The sequence below is a fragment of the Glaciimonas sp. GG7 genome (genome assembly GCF_052976905.1).
This window is the reverse complement of record NZ_JBRIIQ010000022.1, coordinates 22,033-44,412: the sequence shown is the minus strand read 5'-3', so window position 1 is coordinate 44,412 and position 22,380 is coordinate 22,033. Positions and strand designations below refer to the sequence as shown.

Below are 22,380 nucleotides of genomic sequence, written 5' to 3'. Positions count from 1 at the left end.
ACAAACGCGGCTGGTATACCGGGCTAGCATCGTATAATAATCCGCACTTACGATTAACGATTTTGAACAGGTCTTATCTTGTCCGCCGCTCTTAATATCCCATCTCAGCAGTCCATCATGCATCCCATCGTGACCGATATGGAAGCGGTCAATACAGTCATCCGTGACAAATTGCATTCAGAAGTCGCTCTGGTCAACCAGATTGCCGAATACATCATCAGCGCTGGCGGCAAACGCCTGCGTCCGGTGTTGGTCTTATTGATAGCGCAGGCCTGCGGTTATCGGGGTAGCAGGCATCACGAACTGGCCGCTGTCATCGAATTTATTCACACCGCAACCTTGCTGCATGACGACGTCGTCGATGAATCCTCGCTGCGACGTGGTCGCAAAACGGCAAACGCCTTATTCGGTAACGCCGCATCGGTATTGGTTGGCGATTTCTTGTACTCACGCGCGTTTCAGATGATGGTCGATGTCAACAATCCGCGCGTGATGCAAATCGTCGCCGACGCGACCAATGTGATTGCCGAAGGTGAAGTGCTGCAACTGCTCAATATGCACAATCCCGATGTCAGCGAAGAGCACTATCTGCGCGTTATCCGCTCCAAAACCGCCAAGTTGTTCGAGGCAGCGGCCCAATGCGGCGCCTTAATAGCCGGTGTTGATGAGGCCGCCATGGAAGCCGCTGGCGAATATGGCCGTTCCATCGGAACCGCTTTCCAACTGATCGATGACGTGCTGGACTATTCCGGTAATGCGGCTGACATTGGGAAAAATGTCGGTGACGATCTGCGTGAGGGCAAACCGACGTTACCGCTGATATATCTGATGCAGCACGGCACTCCGGAGCAGCGTGAACTAGTCCGCAGCTGCATCGAAAATGGCGACGAACAACATTTCGATGCTATTTTGACCGCCATCACCAACTCAGGCGCATTGGACTACACACGCCAAGAAGCGCAAAAATCGGCAGAACGTGCCGCCGCTGCGATCGCCCGGCTACCAGATAGCGAATATAAACGCGCCTTACTAGAATTAACCGTCTTTGCAGTAGACCGTAACCATTAACCCCACCACCGCCATCATTTCCACCATCCCCTCTCTTCTACGGTGACCCGTTGGATACCGTTCCCTTATGGGTGCAATTTCTTGCACTTGCGCTACTAATCCTGCTGTCGGCTTTTTTTGCGATGTCCGAAACCGCCTTAATGGCGGCCAACAAACATCGCCTGCGACACCTGGCCAAACGCGGCAGTAAAGCCGCAACCACCACCATGTGGTTGCTCGATCGTACCGATAAGCTGCTCTCGCTGATCCTGATCATCAACACTTTAGTCAACGCGCTGGCCACGGCGTTGGTCACCGCAATTGCCATTAATACCTTTGGCAGTCATCAGAGGGTTATTACGATTGCCACTGCCGGGGTGGCATTTTTGCTCATTGTATTTGGCGAAATCACCCCGAAAGTGATCGGCGCAACCTTTCCAGAGCGCATTGCACTGACTGCCAGTTTTGTCCTCAAACCCTTAATGGCATTGATTAAACCGATCATCTGGTTTGTCAATTTATTTGTCTCGGGGATATTAAAAATACTCTGTATCAAGACCGGTAAAAGCGCGCAAGACCTGCGCGTGTCACCGGAAGAGTTGCGCTCGATTGTGCTGGAAGGCGGCAATTTTATGCCGCAAAAACACAAAAGCATTTTATTGAATTTGTTTGATCTGGAAAAAATTTCGGTCGAAGACGTGATGACGCCGCGGGCGCAAGTTGAAGCCTTGAATCTGTCGGTTTCCGTCGAAGAAATCCAGCGCCAGCTAACCACTTGTTATCACAACAAGTTGCCCGTCTATGAAGGCGAAATCAACCAAATCGTCGGCATCCTGCATGTGCGCAAAGCAATGGCGCTACTCAATCAAGAAGACGAACTGACGACAGATCATTTTCGCGCCCTGCTGACGGCGCCCTATTTCGTGCCGGAAGGTACCGATGTCTTCACCCAATTGCAATACTTTCAGGAAAACCACGAACGCCTCGGCATCGTCGTCGATGAGTACGGCGAAGTGCATGGCTTAGTCACACTCGAAGATATTATTGAAGAAATGATCGGCGAGTTCACCACTTCCAAGCCGGGTGCTGCACGTGCCGATAGCTTTAACTGGGACGAAAAAGGAGAATGTCGTCTGGAAGGCGTCACGTCCTTACGCGATATCAACAAACGTCTGGGATTGAGTTTTCCCATCGACGGTCCGAAAACGCTCAACGGTTTGCTGCTGGAGTGGTTGCAGGATATTCCCGAAAACAACGTCAGCTTAAAAATTTCTGGCTGTGTGATCGAGATCACTCAGGTACAAAATCAGGCCATCAAAATCGTTAAGTTATATCGTCCAGCCAACCATCAAGCGGCGAGCTGATAACGGCAAATAAAATCCAGTAATACGCGACAAAAAAATCTGAAACCTGTTAAAGGGTTTCAGATTTTTTTTGTCTGGTACGCACTTAAGCCAATTAGCACATACCTTTATTCCAGAATTTCCTCCGGTCGTTTACAGACTTTTCTCGATGTGTGTTCCAAATCCAAAAAATATAATTCGGTTCCCTAATACTTTTTACAACCGATTGGACTAATAGTGAAACATAACTCTTCAAATTTTAAAATGCTTACGCTGGCGGCTTTGATTGCCGCTAGTGCTTCTTCTGGTGCGTTTGCATCCCCAGGTGTTCCATCGTTGAGCGGCTGGGAAATTACTGGCAAATCGTTCGGCTTCGTTGAATTCAACAAAGACGCAACGTCCTACAAAGATGCCGTTAAGCGCAACGCAACAGTAGCAGTACCGCTCCCATTTAACATTTACTACGCCGCGAAGGCAACCAAAGCCTATGCAGTGATCGATGGTGTGCGCGACGAATCATCGTTGGTAACCATGTCACCAGGACAAGCGGCGGCGGCGCCAGTAGCACGCCCACGGACTGCTGGCAAAAAGAAAATGCAGGTCGAAGTTTGCGATGCTGCCAATATCTGTGTAAAAAGTGCTCCAGTAGACGTTGTCATTTTTGACACCATCCCAGAATTTGCAGGCGATCTGCCAAACAATGCACACAAGGCAAATAAGCCACGCGCGAATACGACGGACTCCATCGTCGGTACCTATTTCCCTACATGGGCAGTGTATGACCGTAAATTCGATGTCAGCATGATGCCTCTCGACAATCTGACACATGTTCTGTATGGCTTTGTCCCTATTTGTGGCAACAATACCAACGATGATTTGCAACCTACACAGAAAGCAAATCTAAAAAAAGCATGTGAAGGTACGCCTAACCATAGCGTAGTTATCTTCGATCTTTGGGGCGAAATTTTCAAACCAGATTTGCCGGGCGTGACGCCGCAATTAAACGGTGTTCTGGGCCAAATGATGGCTGCCAAGAAACGTAATCCTGACCTGAAAATTTTACCTTCCATCGGCGGCTGGACATTGTCCGATCCGTTCTACGAATTTGACAAGCCTGAGAATCGTAAGATATTTGTTGATTCAACGAGAGAACTCTTGCTGACCTGGAAATTCTTCGATGGTCTCGATATCGATTGGGAGTTCCCGGGCGGTAAAGGTGCGAATAAAACATTGGGCAACTCTGAAACAGACGGCGCTACTTATGTCGCGCTGATGAAAGAATTGCGCGAAATGTTGACGCAATTAAGCCAAGAAACCGGTCGCTCTTATGAATTGACCTCGGCCATTGGTGCAGGTCAGGACAAGTTGGCAATTGTTGACTACAAGGCCGCGTCTGAGTACATGGACTATATCTTCGACATGACCTATGACTTCAGCGGCGCATTCGACACGACAAATCTGTCGCATCAGGCTAACTTGTTTGCCCCATCATGGGATAAAGACCGTCTGTACTCAACAGATAACTCGATCAAAGCATTGATCGCTCAAGGTGTCGATCCGAAAAAACTCATCGTTGGTGTAGCGAAATATGGTCGCGGTTGGACAGGCATTAGCAACATGACCGATCCTAACAATCCATTTACTGGCACACCTAAAGGTACGTGGGACGCAAAACAAAGTGAGTTCCGCTGGGAACCGGGCAACGTCGATTACAGAGGTATCAAACAGTTCATGCTTGGTGCCGATGGACAAGGCATTAACGGCTTTACCGCCGGTTATGACAGCCATGCGGAAGCCGCGTACGCCTTCAATCAAAATACCGGCATGCTGGTGACTTTTGATGACGCACGTTCGACCATCGCCAAAGGGCAATATGTTATTGACCAACAACTGGGCGGCGTATTCTCATGGGAAATCTCTGGCGACAACGAAGGCGATATCATGAATGCGATGCATGAAGGTCTTGGTCATCCGTTAGCCGATGGTATGACTAAACCGGTTAAGCCAGTTACGCCAAATGATGACAAAGCAATTGCAGACAAACTAGTCGCTGATGCTAAAGCAGCTAAGGACGCAGCAGACAAAGTAGCTAAGGACGCAGCAGACAAAGTAGCTAAAGATGCAGCCGACAAAGCAGCTAAAGACGCAGCAGATAAAGCAGCTAAAGATACAGCAGACAAAGTAGCTAAAGACGCAGCAGATAAAGCAGCTAAAGATGCAGCAGACAAAGTAGCTAAAGATGCAGCCGACAAAGCAGCTAAAGATGCAGCAGACAAAGTAGCTAAAGACGCAGCAGATAAAGCAGCTAAAGATGCAGCCGACAAAGCAGCTAAAGATGCAGCAGATAAAGCAGCTAAAGATGCAGCAGATAAAGCAGCTAAAGATAAAGCAATCGCAGACGCTAAAACCCACCCGATCTACCCTGCCGGCATGCCTTACAAAGCTGGTCAGATCGTACAAAACAACGGCGCGCTGTATCAATGCAATAACGATCAGTCAGCCGGATGGTGCAACATTTCCCCAGCGCACTATGCGCCAGGTACAGGTTCGAACTGGGCAGATGCATGGAGCAAGTATGGTGACGTTGCCGTCGTTGTAGTTAAAGACGAAGACAAAACGCCTGTCGTAGTTGTTAAAGACGAAGACAAGACTCCTGTCGTCGTTGTCAAAGACGAAGCTGTGGCATACAAAGCAGGCACAACCTACAAAGGTGGCGATATTGTCAGCAACAATGGCGGTACTTTCGAGTGCAAACCGTTCCCATTCAGCGGCTGGTGTGGTATCGCTCCTGCAGCCTATGCTCCAGGTACTGGTTCGGCTTGGGAAGCTGCATGGATCAAACTTAACTAAGTTGATTGAAACCACATTAAAAGTTGTAAAAGTAGTGACTCACCTTTGATACAAAAAGGGGTACGACGGCAAGTCCTTTCTGGACTTGCCGTTTTTTTTGCTGTTTTTTTATGCGCCCTGCATGGCGACAGTTTTACAACAACCCAGCGCCAAGTAATTAAGTAATCGCCCGAAGTCAGCGTTAAAATGTTGTGTGATCCTTTACAGCTAAGTTGCCAATAGGCATCATCCATCTCCTTGGTTTCCCGATACTTTCCTCATCCGTCTCCTCTATGGCTGCAGTCTTCCCACACATTCACTTGAACAGTCCGATGTCGGGGCTGGCACGCGCATTAGTACAGGCCGGGCATCTGAGCGCAGAACAAGTTGATGGCATACATCAGATCACAAACAGCGAACAAACCGGTTTTATTGACGCCTTGCTGAGCAGCAAATATCTCGATGCTGCCAGCCTCGCTCTGTTTTGCGCAGAAACGTTTGGTTATCCATTAGTCGACATCAAAGCTTTCAATCCCGATTTATTCCCCGATAAAGCCATCGACGCCAGGTTGATGAGCAGTCAATCGGTCATCGCGTTGGCAAAGCGCGGCAATAAGATTTACGTTGCGATCTCGGACCCCACCAATACGCAGGCACTAGACCAGATCAAGTTTCATACCGAACTGATAGTCGAGCCGGTGATCGTCGAACATCCGGCATTGCTCAAGCTGATTTTGCAGCACACCAAAAGTACCGAGCAAAGTCTCACCGAGATGATCGGCGACGACTCTGAAATCAACGTCATAGACGAAGACGCGCCAGCCACCGCGGATGCGCCGACCAATGAGATTGACGACGCGCCGGTCGTACGGTTTTTGCAAAAAATCCTCACCGACGCCATCAATCAAGGCGCGTCCGACCTGCACTTTGAGCCGTTTGAAAAGTTTTACCGCATCCGCTTCCGTGTCGATGGCGTATTGCGCGACATGGCCCAACCGCCGCTATCAATCAAAGAAAAACTCGCCTCCCGTATCAAAGTCCTGTCCAGGCTCGACATTTCCGAAAAACGCGTACCCCAAGATGGCCGCATGCGATTGACCGTCTCCAAGACCCGCGCCATCGATTTTCGTGTCAGCACCTTACCGACCTTATTCGGTGAAAAAATCGTCATGCGGATTCTGGATGCCTCTCAAGCGGAGATGGGGATAGATGCGCTCGGCTATGACCCGGAGCAAAAAGCGATGTTGATAGAAGCAATTGCCCGCCCGTACGGTATGGTACTGGTCACCGGCCCGACCGGTTCCGGCAAAACCGTCTCGCTCTATACCTGCCTCAACATCCTCAATCAACCTGGCATCAATATCTCGACCGCTGAAGACCCGGTCGAAATCAATTTACCCGGCGTCAATCAGGTCAACATCAATGACCGCACCGGGCTGACATTTCCGGTCGCGCTCAAAGCCTTCCTGCGACAAGATCCCGACATTATTATGGTCGGTGAAATTCGTGATCTGGAGACGGCCGATATCGCCATCAAGGCGGCACAAACCGGACACATGGTTTTTTCGACGCTGCACACCAACGATGCACCATCGACTCTGACGCGCCTGATGAACATGGGTGTCGCCCCCTTCAATATCGCCTCATCCATTATTCTGATCACGGCGCAACGCCTGGCGCGCCGTCTATGCAGTTGCAAGCAAGCGGTTTCCATCCCGGATGAAACACTGCTTGAGGCCGGCTTCACCGACGATGATCTCGATGGCGTCTGGACCACATACAAACCCCTCGGCTGCGAACGCTGCAATGGCACCGGCTACAAAGGGCGCGTGGGCATCTATCAAATCATGCCCATGACAGAATCCATTGAGCGCATCATTCTGGCACATGGAACCGCGCTGGAAATCGAAGCGCAGGCAAAACGCGAGGGCGTGCGGACTCTGCGCGAATCGGGATTAATTAAGGTTAAACAAGGGCTGACCAGCCTGGAAGAGATACTCGGCTGTACTAATACATAAAATAAAAAGGGAAAAGGACCATGGCAACTGCCACACCAAATACACGCAACACAATCAGCGCACGCCAGGTCAAAGAATTTATCTACGCCTGGGAAGGCAAAGACAAAAAAGGACGGCTGGTCAGGGGAGAAATGCGCGCCAGCGGTGAATCACTGGTCAACGTCACCCTGCGCCGACAAGGCATTTTGGTGATCAAGCTCAAGAAAAAGAGCTTTCGCAGCGGCAAAAAAATCTCTGAAAAAGATGTTGCGCTATTTACGCGCCAACTGGCCACCATGATGAAGGCAGGCGTTCCGTTGCTGCAATCATTCGACATCGTCGCCAAAGGTCATGCCAATCCATCGGTGTCAAAATTGATTAACGACATCCGCGCCGACGTTGAAACCGGAACCAGTCTGAGTCAGGCTTTTCGCAAATTTCCGCTATATTTCGATCCTTTATTTTGCAATCTGGTCGGCGCTGGCGAGCAGGCCGGGATTCTTGAAGAATTGCTGGACCGGCTGGCAACCTACAAGGAAAAAACACTTGCCATCAAAACCAGGGTCAAGTCCGCCATGTTTTATCCGGTCTCAATTTTAGCCGTCGCCTTTATTGTCACGGCGATCATCATGATTTGGGTAGTCCCCGCCTTTAAAACCGTCTTCTCCAGCTTTGGCGCCGACCTGCCAGCGCCGACACTGGTGGTGATGGCGATCTCCGACTTCTTTGTGGCCAATTGGTACATCATCTTTGGCGGCCTGTTCGGCGGCTTGTATTTATTTTTCCAATCCTGGCGACGTTCGCTCAAAATCCAGCGCTTTATGGATACAGCCTTGCTGAAAGCCCCCATCTTCGGCCCCGTCATACGCAAGGCTACGATTGCGCGCTGGACCCGTACGCTGTCAACCATGTTTTCTGCCGGTGTACCATTGGTAGAATCGCTCGACTCCGTCGGCGGCGCATCAGGCAACGCGGTCTATCTCGACGCCACAAAAAAAATTCAAAGTGAAGTCAGCACAGGAACCAGTTTGACGGTCGCCATGCAAAACGCCGAGGTTTTCCCCAATATGGTCACGCAAATGGTATCGATCGGTGAAGAGTCAGGTTCGTTAGATCAGATGCTGGGTAAAGTCGCTGACTTCTACGAAGCAGAGGTCGATGAAGCGGTCGCCGCGCTGTCGAGTTTGATGGAACCTTTGATCATGGTCATTCTGGGCGTCATCATCGGCGGTCTTGTCGTTGCGATGTATTTGCCGATCTTTAAACTGGGTTCCGTGGTGTGAAATGATCGTTGTATGAAATGGTTGTGGTTGCAGGGACTCATTCTACTTTTCAGTAAATCACCCACCTTATATCGTTGAATACTCAAAAATCCTCTGCCTTTAGCAGGGGATTTTTTATTGTCAATCGCGCGAAAAAATCAACTCGACTACGACGCAAATAGCACTTTCAAAATTCCCCTCCTAGCTAGAAATATCAAGGATTACTCAAATTAATTATCGGTATCTGACAGTTCATCTTGAGTCCGAACTGTTCTGGCATGATGCGCGCAATTTTCAACTAATCAGACCCTTAGTCAGATGGTCAGATGGTCAGATGGTCAGAATAATTCCGGGCAGCGTTTATAAACAGATTAGGACTTAGGAAAAAATAAATATGGGCGTAGTCAGACATCACTCTAATATGAATACTAGCCATCCAGTCCCAGCGCAGCGGCACAGTATTGCTAGTAATAATGTCAATTTCGTACGCAGCAGTAATACGCCTGACAATCTGAGTAAGCAACTACGCAACTCAATTAAGATGACCGAAAAATTCGTTACTTCTTTCGTACTGGCACAGGTGGTCAGAGGTGGAAAGGAATCGACGACGAATACCACGTCCAACAGTACGGTTCCTACACCCAAAAAGAATCATCATGCCAGGGCGGCTCATCAATATCCAAGACCCAGTCCGGCAAAGAAACAATCTCATCATGGCCGCGAACTTGTTGATAAGGGAGTGCGCCATCACCAGAAATCATCACGCAAATTCGATACCCCGGCTCTATCGTATAACGCGACAAATGGTAAACAGTCACCCAAGCCCGTATTCAATGCCGCGCAGACAACGACTAACCCCGTAACTACCGCTATCTGCAAACAAGACAATCAATATAGTCGCAAGCGGCAATCGCATCCTCTTTCCCGTTCCCGAGCCGATGGGTCAACCAAGCATCCCTCACCAGGCGTTCCGGGCAAAAGCAATGGTCGATCATCGCAACCGAAAAAAACGGTACGCCGCAATACTGCGCAATACCTGAAATATGAATTTTCTGCCACCTGGGAAAAGTCAGTTCACCCGCCGTGTGCGCGCATGTTTCCACTTAGGACCTCTCGTCGACAAGACAAGCATATCGTGCCGCCGGCTCCGACTCCGGGCAGTGTTGATGTTGCGCGCTTCAAACGTTCAACAGACGATCATGATTGGGATGCGCTGGATGCAGACGAAAAGAATAGCCTGACGCTCGCCCATGTTTTGGCACAGAACCAGGACATCACGCTCGATGCTGCGGCGGCTCAATACGAAAAGGTAGCAAAAGTCTTTAATCAACCCTCTGATCCGGAGAAAAGCTGGCACGCATTAAACGATATCTCGCAGCGCTTGTTTTCCGCCGAAATGAGCCTTAAAGATGCCGGTGGCGATCTCACACGTAGCGCTGCATTCGCGCTCGCTAATGCGCGTTTTCAGGAGACCTCTGTTTTGAACTTTAACCGTGTGTACGCTGATGCGCTAAAGAGTGATCTCATCAACGATCCTATGTTTAAGCAAAACCTGCGCACCAATCCAGCGGCCGCGTTGACCGCCGCATTACGGTTTGAGAATTTTCCGAGTGGATCCATTTACTTTGATGGTTACAAAGATCATTTTTTTACTCATAGCGTGTCAGATCGGCCCTTAGCTTTCGATCGTTTAGCGCTAGCCCGCGCATACCCTTTTAGTCAACAACCAGAAGAGGACTGGCTACGCGATGGCGAAACTTCCCTCGCCACGTTACGAGAAACACTTAAACGGGACATTGGACTTCAGCGGGCCTGTGAATACGAGTTGCTAACCATATTGAAGGCACTTCAATACGATGGCGTGCAATTTCTGAATACGAATCAAACGGATATTGCAGCATTGCTCGCACACCCAGCACTCCTCCGGATACCATTTTTCTCTGCGCTTAACAAAGCGCAAAAAATGATTGTGATGGACAACATCCGGATGCAGACCGGCGAATCTATACTGCGGTTTGACTCGCTGGCGCATGCAGTTCAGACACTACTGACCCGTTTCCCTAATGGAAAATATGTAGACCTCGCAGAGCATCCGCAAAATATTGATGCGTTCTTCAATCTGATGGTCGGAGCTCACTTCGCAGCATCGAGTAAACAACGATATATCGATGCCCCATGGGCCGAAGCTTTTTGGACAGAGCTGTACGCACAGCGCAAGAAAAACTCGGCCCTCAATGCGTGGCTCGATACAAATATTGCAAGCTTACAAGGCAATTCCATCAGTCTTCAATTCGTTACCCGTATCGTTAACGAATTGCGTGTTATTGCCTACGCCGGGCCAGAGGATATACAGGATGCTCAGCCGGAAGATATACCGGACGCACAGCCGGAAACAAAGAAAGAAACTTTCGCCACCATCGCACAAACAATACTCAATAAATACAACTGCAAAAACAGTGTATTTAGCGGCGAAGACCCGGAGGAGATTGCCGCCTCGCTGATGGCAAATGTAAAGTCAGAATTGGGTCGCGATATACCAACATCAATCTCTGCGTGGCAGGACTGGTTGCAGACTCAGCCGGGGGTAGATCCCGACGACCCGATCTTGCGCGTAACCCCGCATGAAAAATACAGTAGAGATAGTCTTGTCTACATGAGCAAAATTATCCCGTGGGAAAACTGCACAGATACGTTGGCTAAGTTGCCGCCAATCGTAGATGAAAACTTATCCTGGTCATCGCGTCCGCTACATCTGCACAATATTCCCGATCAATTTTCTTCCTTGGTTCTGATGGCTGAGAGCGGGCACGAAAATCTTGAAGTGGACCAAGGCGGCCAAAAATTTCAGATAACAATGATTGATAACAGTCGGTGCAGTACCGCTTGGAAATCACCAAATGGGTATTGGTGGGACACGCAGTTTAGTGACGAAAAAAATGCACATTTTGGCCCATTGCTAGCAAAAAAAACCGACAAAAACAGTTTTTATTCACTCTTCCCGAGTGACGGCAGTCTGACCATACATAACACCGAGGTCGGACAGCGTCTGTTGAAAAATATTGATGGAGTAGGGCAACTATCGGACATCTTGCGTCAAATCAAAAACTTTTCCAAGATCAATGCCAGGGCAGAATTTGACAACACTTTTGTGGTCAAAAATCACTACCTTGATGGCCCGACTTTCGATGTGTCTTCGGGTTTTATCTCATTAACTAATTCTTGGTTTTTTCTAGGCACATTTAATTTAATTAAGCCATTTTTAGGTTCGTGGGAGATTAACTTTGGTCCGGCAGCCGAGACAGATATCACCAACAGAATCATCACCATGATTCAAAATAATGCGTATGCCAATAGTCCACTCAGTTACGATCTGACAGATGCAGAAGTTAAATTTCATCTCATCCGCATTTTTGGGCATGAACTAATGCATGCATTCTTTAATCATGTTGCTGATCCCGGCCATGAAAATAAGATGGATCAAGGTTTGATTGTTTGGTTGACGGCTCTCATCCTCCAACAATCTGGTGCAAGAAGTGGGCAAACGAATGCGTGGATACCTGAGCGGCTTGCTTATTACTCACCAGAAGATGCACCGTTACTGATTGAACCGAAGATGGAACAATTTGCTACCGGACAGTTTCTGAACCGATATATGGAGGCGCAAATTGAGGCGATTGCTCCCCCTGATACTGAGGGAGCAATCTTTTCTCACGGTGCCGGTGAGAGTCCGATGGTCAGGCAAGTGAACGATTATCTGGCATCACTCAATCAGACAAAATCGGTGGATCCTTACCCTCGTCTTCTACGCAATATGCTTAAGAATGTGCGTATTGACGGCGGCGATTACAGCGACGCTAACAACGAAGCTAACAACCTCGACAGACTGTCGCATCTAAAGGCAATTTTGCGTGCGCATGCTGTTCCCGGAAGGCTCTTCGCTCAGATGCTGGCAGTCAATAAGGACAAACTCATCAAGGGTGGACCGTGGCGTATTGTTTATCTTCACGACAGACTTCCAGCCAATAGCGCGAGTCACTACGTTAATCATCAGCAGAGAAAGATACTGGCGCGTGATCCTGACAAGGATGCATTGCGCTTTCTGGGCGAGGCTGGCCTGATGCGGCTAACCCATGAACGTCAAGTACTGCTCATGTTGACCGAGGTATTGATTGCCACGGAAGATATGTCTGAAGAAGATGCGCACAGTAATCGAGAATTAGCGTTCAATTTGGTGAATTTATGCTTCGGTGAAGCCACGCATATCTCCCCGGATCAGCTTACGGCCGACGTCATTAACGCGTCTGATGAAAAGGAATCTTTAAGGCTACTCAATTCGCAGACGTCTACGCGACGAGACTACAAGGATCAAACATGGTTTCATAAGAAAGCACTGGAGAAAGCGCAGAAAACCTGGGGATAAGTTTTATCGGTCTTGGTGTCTGCGCACAAACCGCAACACGAAGACCCGCTACCGCCTCCATTAGCCAGCGAATAGATATCCCTTCGACAACGCCGCTGGGGCGGTTTTGCGTAAGCCCAACAGGCCTGACTACGTCTGAACGGCGGCTAACTACCGATGCACGGCCGTGAGTTGCCAGTGAGTCTGGAGAGGACGCTGAGGATGGAACTAATACCTTACACCCGTCCCCTCTGAGCCGTTAGTCCAACAAGGCTTCGTTCCAGGTATGCACCGTTTGCTGTTGCTCACCCAGCTTCTCGATACCCAGTTTGATGACATCGCCGTTTTTCAGGAACACCGGCGGTTTCTGTCCCATGCCAACGCCCGGTGGCGTGCCGGTTGAAATAATGTCGCCGGGATACAGGGTGGTGAACTGGCTGATGTAGTGCACCAGAAAAGCGACGTTAAACACCATCGTGCTGGTGCTACCGTTTTGATAGCGTTTGCCGTTGACGTCTAGCCACATGGACAGTTTTTGCGGGTCGCCCACTTCGTCGGCTGTGACTAACCAAGGACCGACCGGACCAAAGGTGTCGCAGCCTTTGCCCTTATCCCAGGTACCGCTGCGCTCAATTTGGTATTCGCGCTCGGAGACGTCGTTGATGACGGCATAACCGGCAACGTGACTCAATGCGTCTTCCACTGTGACGTAACGCGCTTTGCTGCCGATGATCACGCCCAGTTCAACTTCCCAGTCGGTCTTGACCGAATTTTTCGGCATGACGATCGGATCGTTGGGGCCACCAAAACAGCTAGACCATTTATTGAACAGCACCGGCTCAGGCGGTACTGGCAAACCGGATTCGGCCGCATGATCGCTGTAATTGAGTCCTACGCAGATGAACTTACCGAGGCCCGTGAAGGGCGCACCGAAGCGCTCCGGTGTTGGCACTTCTGGCAAAGTCGACAGATCGATGGCCTGCAATTTTTTCAGGCCAGCCGGGGATAAGACTTCCGGGCTGATATCGCTAATGATGGCTGACAAATCGCGGATTTTTCCGCTGGCGTCAATCGCTGCTGGCTTTTCCTGACCTTTGGGGCCGTGACGTAATAATTTCAAAATTTGCTCCGGTTATTGCTGCGGTTATTGCTACGTTTATTGCTGCGTTTATAGAAATTAGTTGGACCAGCCGCCGTCAATAATTTGACTGGTTCCAGTGGTGAACGACGATTCATCCGACGCCAGATACAAGGCCAGCGCGGCAATTTCTTCTGCTTTGCCGAGTCGGCCCATAGGCTGGCGGGCGACAAAACCTTGCCGCACCTGCTCATCGCTCTGACCGCTGTTGTGCGACTGCTCGGCGATGCGTCCACGCAGAGATGGGGATTCAATCGTGCCCGGGCAGATGGCGTTGCACCGGATGCCTTGCCCGACAAAATCGGCAGCCACCGACTTGGTCAGGCCGATCACGGCGGCCTTGGTCGCGCCGTAAGCAAAGCGTACCGGCACGCCCTTGATGCTGGAGGCGGCCGACGACATGTTGACAATCGAGCCGCCGCCATTGGCTAACATCGCTGGCAAAAAGGCGCGAATCATGCGGTACATGGAGCCCACGTTGAGGTCGTAAGAGAAGTTCCAGCTTTTCTCATCGCACTCCAGAATCGTGCCGTGATGAACGTATCCGGCGCAATTGAACAACACGTCAATGGCACCGAATTCAGCGGCAATCGCGATGATTTCTGCATTGTTGGTGACATCGAGTTTGCGCACGATGCAATTGGGCAAACCAGCCAGTTCGGCTAGCAGAGTTTCGTTAATGTCGGTGGCGATCACACGCGCACCTTCACGCAGGAAAGCTTCGGCGGTGGCGCGTCCGATACCTTGGGCGGCGGCGGTAATGAGAGCGGTTTTACCCGCCAGACGATTGGTCATGCATGACTCCTTTAGAACAAAATGAAAGAATGAGGCGGATCAAATTTCAGGAACGGCAACGATGTCCGTAGCGTCGTGATACCCCTTGCGCACGCGTAACAAATGATTGCGCATCGCTTCGGCGGCGCGTTCAGGGTCGTGCGCCTCTAGTGCCGCCAGAATGTTGCGATGATCTTCCATGCTGCGTTCAAGCACAGCAGGAATGCGCGCCGTAATAGCCCGACTCTTTTTACCCAGCACGTACAAGCTGCCAGCGATACTTTGCAGGAAAGGATTGTCGCAAGCGTCAATAATGGTTTCGTGGAAGGTGACGTCGGCGGCGGCAAAAGCTGCCGCATCGTGCATCGACGCGCTGGCGTATTCGACCGTGGTGGCCAGAAATATGAGCTGTTCATCACTGATGTGCGTAGCCGCCAGGGCTGCGACACCACTCTCCACAATGATGCGTGAATCGAATAAAGCGTCAAGCGTACCGGCGTTGAGATCGATGATCATTTCGAGCGGCTCAAGCAGTTCTCGCGGATGCAGCGAGCCGACAAAAGTGCCCTCGCCCTGACGAATGCGCAGCAGGCCGAGCAGGGACAAACCCCGAATCGCCTCGCGCACCGCAGGGCGGCCAACGCCCAGCATGGTCGCCAGTTCGCGCTCGGGTGGTAATTGCTGGGTTGGTTTGAGTTGGCCGGTACGGATCATTTGTAGCAAGCGCTGGGCGACTTGCTCTGAAACGCTGGTCTGAATAATGGGAGCGAAGGACATAGATAATCAATGGAAAGTTCTGCTTACCAGTTCAATGGTAAGACCAATGAATAGAGACTATGCCGAAGGTCAGGCCACGTCAACAACAACACATTAATCCATCAATAACATGATGCAGATTGGTGAATTTCATAATTGTGGAACGTCCCGACAGCGAGCAACATAGCCGCAGATTTAACGATTTGTCATGAAAAATGTGACCGCTAACAATGCTGCATTGCACCAGATAAAATCAAAAAAACTGGCCCTGTCGCGCAACCATTTTTAAGAACCCTATGCCATCTGATGTTACCGCTTCAAATCAACCTCTGGAGCGAGCACCCGCCCGGAAAAATCCAATGGTCTATGCAACCTACCCGAGCCTTGCGCACAAACGGGTAGTCATCACCGGCGGCGGCACCGGAATCGGCGCGGCCTTGGTCGAGGCGTTCGCCAGACAAGGCGCTGAGGTGTTTTTTCTCGACATAGCTGAGGCCGCCTCCATTGCGCTCGAAAAATCTCTGTCCGATGCCCCGCACCCACCAACATTCTTTCATTGCAACTTACTCGACCTGCAAGCCCTGACGGCAACGTTTGCCGACATCGAAAAAATTTCCGGCCCGGTCGAAATACTGCTCAACAATGCGGCCAACGATGACCGGCACGAAGTCAGTGCTGTCACTGCTGCGTATTGGGACGACCGGATGGGCGTTAATCTGCGCCATCAATTTTTTTGTGCGCAAGCTGTCGCGCCCGGCATGGCGTCGCTGGGCGGCGGGGTGATTTTGAACTTCGGATCGATCTCCTGGCATCTGGCGTTGAAAAGTCTGACGCTGTACATGACGGCCAAAGCGGGCATCGAAGGATTGACGCGCGGTTTGGCACGGGATCTCGGTGAGCATGGGATACGCGTCAATTGCATTATTCCCGGCGCGGTGCGCACGCCCAGACAAATCGAACTGTGGCAGACGCCTGAAGGCGAGGCGGAGATTCTGGCTGCGCAATGCCTGCATCAACGGGTTGAGCCTGAGGATGTGGCAGCGCTGGCGTTGTTTCTGGCGTCGGACAATGCGGCGCGATGTTCGGGGCGCGATTATTTTGTCGATGCCGGGTTTTACGGCGCATGATTGCTCCACGTTTATTTTCAACAGGAATCTCCATGCCACAAAACGACTATCCCGCCCGCCGCTTTCGTTCGCAAGATTGGTTTGCAAACCCTGACCATATCGATATGACGGCGCTGTATCTGGAGCGCTTCATGAATTACGGCATCACGGCGCAAGAATTGCGCAGCGGTCGCCCGATCATCGGTATTGCACAAAGCGGCAGCGATATTAGTCCCTGCAATCGGATTCATCTTGAGTTGGCGCAACGGGTGCGCGACGGCATTCGGGACGCGGGCGGGATTCCGATGGAGTTTCCTTTGCATCCGGTGTTTGAAAATTGCCGTCGCCCGACAGCAGCCTTGGACCGCAATCTGGCGTATCTCGGGCTGGTGGAAATTTTGCATGGCTATCCGATCGATGCGGTCGTGCTCACCACTGGCTGCGACAAAACGACCCCGGCGCAAATCATGGCGGCTTCGACGGTCGATATTCCGGCCATCGTTTTATCGGGCGGCCCGATGCTCGACGGCTGGCTGGACGGCGAGTTGGTCGGCTCGGGGGCAGCGATCTGGAAAGGACGGCGGCAACTGTCGGCGGGCCAAATCGATGAGGAAAAATTCCTGCAAATTGCTGCCGCCTCGGCTCCGTCTGCCGGTCACTGCAATACGATGGGAACGGCCTCGACCATGAATGCCTTAGCCGAAGCGCTGGGCATGTCGCTCACCGGTTGCGCGGCTATTCCTGCGCCCTACCGCGAGCGCGGCCAGATTGCTTACGCAACCGGTGTGCGCATCGTTGAGATGGCCTGGCAAGATCAGCGCCCTTCCAGCATTCTTACGCGCGACGCATTTCTGGACGCTATCGTCGTCAATGCGGCGCTGGGCGGCTCGACCAATGCGCAGCCGCACATCATGGCGATGGCGCGTCATGCCGGGGTTGAACTCCATCCTGAGGACTGGATGACCTATGGCTATGACGTGCCGTTGCTGTTGAACATGCAACCGGCGGGGAAATTCCTGGGCGAGCGTTTTCATCGCGCCGGTGGCGTGCCTGCATTGATGTGGGAATTACTGAAGGCTGGCAAACTACGCGCCGCACGCCCGACCGTCACGGGACAGACCATGACAGAGAATTTGGCAGAACGGGAAAGCGCGGATCGGGAAATGATTTATCGCTTTGACGCCCCGCTCAAAGAACGCGCAGGCTTTCTGGTCTTGAAAGGTAATTTATTCGATTTTGCGATTATGAAAACCAGCGTCATTTCACCCGATTTTGCCCAGCGCTATCTGAGCGCTCCCGGACAAGAAGGGATTTTTGAATGCCGGGCGGTGGTCTTCGATGGCTCGACCGATTACCACGCCCGGATCAATGACCCGGCGCTGGGGATTGATGAAAATACGATTTTGGTGATACGCGGCGCGGGGCCGGTCGGCTGGCCCGGTTCGGCAGAGGTGGTGAATATGCAGCCGCCGGACGCCCTGCTCAAACGTGGCATCACGAATCTGCCGACGCTGGGCGATGGTCGCCAGTCCGGTACCTCGGACAGCCCATCGATTCTGAACGCCTCGCCGGAAAGCGCGGTCGGCGGCGGTCTGGCCTATTTGCGCACGGGCGACATGATCCACGTTGATCTCAATACCGGTCGTTGCGATATGTTGGTGAGCGACGAGGAATTGGCACGGCGCAAGACCGAGGGCTTGCCAGAAATTCCTCCCAGCCAGACGCCCTGGCAGGAAATTTACCGGGCAACCGTGGGCCAACTGGCGTCGGGGGCTTGTATGGAATTGGCAGTGCAGTATCGCGGCGTGGGCAATGTTTTGCCACGGCACAATCATTAACTTTTCAGGGCTTACGCACTACCGCAACAGAAGTTCAATCCAAGAGGAGACAAAAAAATGCATACCACTATAAAAACTACCGTCGTCAGCGTGCTATTGGGACTCGCAGCACTTTCTAGCAGTGCTGCGTATGCTGACGCACAACATCCAAAGATCGGTTTTTCGATCGACGATTTGCGCGTTGAGCGTTGGACCCGTGACCGGGATTTCTTTACTGCTGCGGCTGAAAAACTGGGCGCAAAGGTGTATGTCCAGTCGGCTGACGCCAGCGAAGCACGCCAGATTTCTCAGATTGAAAACTTGATTTCACGCGGCGTCGATGTGCTTGTGATTGTGCCTTTCAATGCAACGGTGCTCAGCAACACGATCAAGGAAGCCAAAAAAGCCGGTATCAAAGTGCTCTCTTATGACCGTCTGATTCTGAACGCGGATATCGACGCCTATATCTCGTTCGACAACGAGAAAGTCGGCGAAATGCAGGCCGAAGGCGTGGTCAAGGCGCAGCCTAAAGGTAACTATTATTTGCTGGGCGGGTCACCAACCGACAACAACGCCAAGATGTTGCGCGAAGGTCAGATGAAAATACTTCAGCCGCTGATTGATAAAGGCGATATCAAAATCGTCGGTACCCAATGGGTCAAGGATTGGAGCGCTTCTGAAGCATTGTCTATCGTTGAAAATGCATTGACGGCTAACAATAACAAGATCGACGCCATCGTCGCCTCCAATGACGGTACTGCTGGCGGTGCGATTCAGGCACTGGCGGCGCAAAAGTTGAGCGGCAAAGTACCGGTGTCGGGTCAGGATGCCGATCTGGCGGCAGTCAAACGCGTCATCGCTGGCACGCAGACCATGACGGTCTATAAGCCACTCAAAACCATCGCTGCGGAAGCCGCCAAACTGGCGGTGCAACTGGTGCGCAATGAGAAACCGGCTTACAACTCACAGTATGAAAACGGCCTCAAAAAAGTCGAAACGATACTCTTGAAGCCTACCCCTCTGACGAAGGCGAATGTCAACGTGTTAGTGGATGACGGCTTCTATACCAAAGCGCAAATCAACGGCAGTTAATTCGGCTGCACGCCGGGCGTGTCATTGTTCTGGGCCAAACGCTACGTTTGGCCCTCGTCCATCCTGTGAGCGAGAGTCCGCATGTCTGATTATTTAATCGAAATGAAGGGCATCGTCAAAGAATTCGGCGGTGTGCGCGCACTCAACGGCATCGACATTCAGGTTAAGGCTGGCGAATGCATCGGTTTGTGCGGTGAAAACGGTGCCGGAAAATCGACGCTGATGAAGGTCCTCTCGGGGGTCTATCCGCACGGTACCTGGGACGGAGAAATCCTGTGGGAAGGCAAGCCGCTCAAGGCGCAATCAATCCGCGAGACGGAGGCGCTCGGGATCATCATCATCCATCAGGAGTTGATGCTAGTGCCGGAGTTGTCGGTTGCTGAAAACATCTTCATGGGCCACGAGCTGACCCTGCCGGGTGGCCGTATGAATTATCCGGCGATGTATCAACGCTCGGAAGAATTGCTGCGCGAATTGAATATTCCGGGGATCAATGTGGCGCTGCCGGTGATGCATTACGGCGGTGGCTATCAACAATTGGTGGAGATTGCCAAGGCGCTTAACAAGCAAGCCCGGCTGTTGATTCTGGATGAACCGTCGTCCTCATTGACGGCCTCCGAAATTGCCGTGCTGCTCGACATCATCCGTGAACTCAAGGCCAAGGGTGTCGCCTGCATTTATATTTCCCACAAGCTCGATGAGGTGGCCGCCATTTGCGACACCATCGTGGTCATTCGCGACGGGCAGCATATTGCCACCATGCCGATGCGGGAATTGCAGGTCGATCGCATCATTGCGCAGATGGTGGGCCGCGAAATGCAGAATTTATATCCCCGGGAAGATCACCCGATCGGCGAGGTGATCTTCGAGGCGCGCCATGTCACCTGTTACGACGTAGACAATCCGCGCCGAAAACGCGTTGACGATGTCTCTTTTACCTTGCGCAAAGGGGAGATTCTCGGTATCGCAGGCTTGGTTGGCGCAGGGCGCACCGAACTGGTGTCGGCCTTGTTTGGTGCGTATCGGGGCCGCAATGAGGCCGAGGTCTGGCTCAATGGCAAGCAAGTCGATGTCAGTACGCCCTTGAAGTCGATTGGTATTGGTCTGGCGATGGTGCCGGAGGATCGCAAACAGCACGGCATCGTGCCGGACCTTGATGTCGGTCAGAACATCACACTGGCAGTGCTACAGCAATTCTCGCGCAAGACCAGGATAGACCGTGAGGCGGAGGCGATCACCGTGCGGGATGAAATTGACCGGCTCGGATTGAAGACCGCCAGCCCTTACCTGCCGATCACCAGTCTGTCGGGGGGCAATCAGCAAAAGGCGGTGTTGTCGAAAATGTTGCTCACCGCGCCGCAGGTGTTGATTCTCGATGAGCCGACCCGGGGCGTGGACGTGGGGGCCAAGTACGAAATATACAAACTGATGTTCAAGCTGGCCCGGCAAGGCGTGTCCATCATCATGGTGTCTTCTGAACTGGCCGAAGTATTGGGCGTATCCGACCGCGTGCTGGTGATGGGCGAAGGCAAATTACGCGGCAATTTTGTGAACCATGATTTGACGCAGGAAATGTTGCTGGCCGCAGCTCTGGATGCTACCGAAGCGGCGTGAGTATGCGTGTGACCCTGACCCCGTCGTCCCCCCTATCTTCAGGATGTTTGTATGAAAAATAACAGTATCAAACAATTATTTTCCCAGCATAAGATGCTGGCGCTGTTGATCGCCGTGGTCATTATCTGGTCGTTCTTTAGCTGGCAAACCGATGGCGGCTTCCTCACACCGCGCAATTTATCGAACCTGCTGCGGCAAATGTCGATCACCGGCATTCTTGCCTGCGGCATGGTGTTGGTGATTATTAGCGGCGAGATTGATTTGTCGATCGGCTCGCTACTCGGCCTGTTGGGCGGGATTGCGGCGGTGCTCAATGTCACGCACCATCTGCCGTTGGCGTTGAATCTGGCAGTGGTGCTGGGATGCGGCTTGTTGATCGGTTTGTTCAATGGTTACTTAAACGCTTACATGCGGATTCCCTCTTTTATTGTCGGTCTCGGCGGGATGCTGGCGTATCGCGGGGTGCTGCTGGGTGTCACTGGCGGCTCGACGATTGCACCGGTATCCAACGATTTGGTGTATCTGGGGCAGGGTTATTTGTCCCCACAGTTAGGCAACATGTTTGCCCTTGTGCTGTTTTTGGTGGCCGTATTTTTGATCTGGCGGCAACGCAGCAATCGCGCAAAACACGGGCTGGCGATTGCCCTGCTCTGGCAGGATGCGGTGCGAGTGCTGTTGATCGGCACGGTGCTGCTCGCTTTTGTACGCACGCTCAACAGTTATGAGGGCATTCCGCTGCCGGTGTTGCTGTTGCTGGCGCTGCTGGGGATATTTACCTACATCACCACACAAACCGTATTTGGCCGTCGCATTTACGCCGTCGGCAGCAATATGGAGGCGACCCGCTTATCGGGCGTCAACGTGCAGTCGGTCAAGTTATGGATATTCGGCATCATGGGGGTCATGTGTGCGCTGGCCGGTCTGATTAATACCGCCCGCTTAGCCGCCGGGTCGCCGTCGGCGGGGACGTTTAGCGAACTGGATGCGATTGCGGCCTGCTTTATTGGCGGCACTTCTATGCGCGGTGGTTCTGGCACTGTCTACGGTGCGCTGATCGGCGCGCTCGTCATGGCGAGTCTCGATAACGGGATGTCGATGCTGGATGTAGATACTTACTGGCAGATGATCGTCAAGGGCAGTATTTTGACGTTGGCAGTCTGGGTCGATGTGACGACGCGTGCGGGGCGACGCTAATGGTGTTTGCGG

The 22,380-nt window shown here is 51.9% G+C and carries 14 protein-coding genes; 11 read left to right on the top strand and 3 right to left on the bottom strand.

The genetic code is table 11. The annotated features are described in order from the left end of the window. Positions 1 to 117 precede the first annotated feature (117 nt). From ispB to ACVBEF_RS07780, 6 genes are all read left to right on the top strand, one after another. A complete protein-coding gene (gene ispB / locus ACVBEF_RS07805) occupies positions 118 to 1,068 on the top strand; it encodes an octaprenyl diphosphate synthase (protein WP_447123374.1) in 951 nt (316 codons plus the stop codon). 50 nt (positions 1,069 to 1,118) lie between these two features. Continuing rightward, the gene (locus ACVBEF_RS07800; RefSeq protein ID WP_447123373.1) at positions 1,119 to 2,411 is read left to right on the top strand and encodes an HlyC/CorC family transporter; all 1,293 of its coding nucleotides are present in this window, start codon (positions 1,119 to 1,121) and stop codon (positions 2,409 to 2,411) included. A 243-nt stretch (positions 2,412 to 2,654) separates the two neighbouring features. Continuing rightward, a complete protein-coding gene (locus tag ACVBEF_RS07795) occupies positions 2,655 to 5,240 on the top strand; it encodes a glycosyl hydrolase family 18 protein (protein WP_447123372.1) in 2,586 nt (861 codons plus the stop codon). Positions 5,241 to 5,512: 272 nt separating this feature from the next. Then, positions 5,513 to 7,237 carry a type IV-A pilus assembly ATPase PilB gene (gene pilB / locus ACVBEF_RS07790; protein ID WP_447123371.1) on the top strand — a complete coding sequence of 575 codons (1,725 nt, stop codon included), beginning with the start codon at positions 5,513 to 5,515 and terminating at the stop codon, positions 7,235 to 7,237. 20 nt (positions 7,238 to 7,257) lie between these two features. After that, positions 7,258 to 8,499 (top strand): type II secretion system F family protein, encoded by a 1,242-nt coding sequence (locus ACVBEF_RS07785; protein WP_447123370.1) that lies wholly within the window; start codon positions 7,258 to 7,260, stop codon positions 8,497 to 8,499. 520 nt (positions 8,500 to 9,019) lie between these two features. Continuing rightward, entirely contained in the window at positions 9,020 to 12,898 is a 3,879-nt protein-coding gene (locus ACVBEF_RS07780; RefSeq protein ID WP_447123369.1) for a hypothetical protein, read from the top strand. A 238-nt stretch (positions 12,899 to 13,136) separates the two neighbouring features. Here ACVBEF_RS07780 and ACVBEF_RS07775 read toward each other — a convergent pair whose 3' ends face one another. From ACVBEF_RS07775 to ACVBEF_RS07765, 3 genes are read right to left on the bottom strand one after another with little or no spacing between them, the layout of a single operon-like run. Next, the gene (locus ACVBEF_RS07775; RefSeq protein WP_447123368.1) at positions 13,137 to 13,997 is read right to left on the bottom strand and encodes a fumarylacetoacetate hydrolase family protein; all 861 of its coding nucleotides are present in this window, start codon (positions 13,995 to 13,997) and stop codon (positions 13,137 to 13,139) included. 57 nt (positions 13,998 to 14,054) lie between these two features. After that, positions 14,055 to 14,810, bottom strand: a complete 756-nt coding sequence (locus ACVBEF_RS07770) for an SDR family oxidoreductase (protein ID WP_447123367.1) — start codon at positions 14,808 to 14,810, stop codon at positions 14,055 to 14,057. Between the two features lie 39 nt (positions 14,811 to 14,849). Then, a complete protein-coding gene (locus ACVBEF_RS07765; RefSeq protein WP_447123366.1) occupies positions 14,850 to 15,566 on the bottom strand; it encodes a FadR/GntR family transcriptional regulator in 717 nt (238 codons plus the stop codon). Between the two features lie 338 nt (positions 15,567 to 15,904). Here ACVBEF_RS07765 and ACVBEF_RS07760 point away from each other — a divergent pair, with 338 nt between their 5' ends. From ACVBEF_RS07760 to ACVBEF_RS07740, 5 genes are all read left to right on the top strand, one after another. Further along, on the top strand, positions 15,905 to 16,672 hold the full coding sequence (locus ACVBEF_RS07760; RefSeq protein WP_447123382.1) for an SDR family NAD(P)-dependent oxidoreductase: 768 nt from the start codon (positions 15,905 to 15,907) through the stop codon (positions 16,670 to 16,672). A 32-nt stretch (positions 16,673 to 16,704) separates the two neighbouring features. After that, entirely contained in the window at positions 16,705 to 18,489 is a 1,785-nt protein-coding gene (locus ACVBEF_RS07755) for an IlvD/Edd family dehydratase (protein WP_447123365.1), read from the top strand. Between the two features lie 57 nt (positions 18,490 to 18,546). Beyond that, positions 18,547 to 19,560: a D-xylose ABC transporter substrate-binding protein gene (gene xylF / locus ACVBEF_RS07750; RefSeq protein ID WP_447123364.1), complete on the top strand. Its 1,014-nt coding sequence runs from the start codon at positions 18,547 to 18,549 to the stop codon at positions 19,558 to 19,560. Between the two features lie 81 nt (positions 19,561 to 19,641). Next, positions 19,642 to 21,174, top strand: a complete 1,533-nt coding sequence (xylG, locus tag ACVBEF_RS07745) for a D-xylose ABC transporter ATP-binding protein (RefSeq protein ID WP_447123363.1) — start codon at positions 19,642 to 19,644, stop codon at positions 21,172 to 21,174. 51 nt (positions 21,175 to 21,225) lie between these two features. Continuing rightward, positions 21,226 to 22,368, top strand: coding sequence for a sugar ABC transporter permease (locus ACVBEF_RS07740; protein WP_447123362.1), 1,143 nt, complete (start codon positions 21,226 to 21,228; stop codon positions 22,366 to 22,368). Positions 22,369 to 22,380 lie beyond the last annotated feature (12 nt).